Annotated in this window: 1 pseudogene; it reads right to left on the reverse strand. The window is 69.3% G+C overall.

The features are described 5' to 3' along the window. A pseudogene (locus L6966_RS12055) lies at window positions 1–384 on the reverse strand (amino acid permease); the annotation flags it as partial.

A 384-nucleotide genomic window follows, 5' to 3' on the forward strand; every position in this document is an offset into this window, starting at 1 on the left:
GACCATCGTCGAGCCGGTGACCAGCTTGTGACCGAGCCACAGGGCGAGGAACAGCGGCAGCCCGATGTAGGCGGTCAGGGCGGCCATCAGGTCCATGTCGCCGATGAACGCCTGGTAGTTCTGCCCGAGGATCACCACGGCGCACAGCGCGAGCGCCACCATGGGCCCGAGCGGGAAGAACCGTGTCCGGTAGGGGAGGTCGGCGAGGTCGCGGCCCTGGACGGTGTAGGCCTTCCGGAAGCGGTAGTGGCTCCACGCGATGCCCATCCACACGATGAACCCGGCCAGGCCGGAGGCGCTGACCAGCCACACGTAGGCGTCGCCGTCCCCGATGAGCGTGGTGAGGAAGGACGCCCCGCCCACCACGGTGGTGGCGATCAGCGC

Source organism: Rothia nasisuis (genome assembly GCF_928381405.1).
Classification (GTDB): Bacteria; Actinomycetota; Actinomycetes; order Actinomycetales; family Micrococcaceae; genus Rothia; species Rothia nasisuis.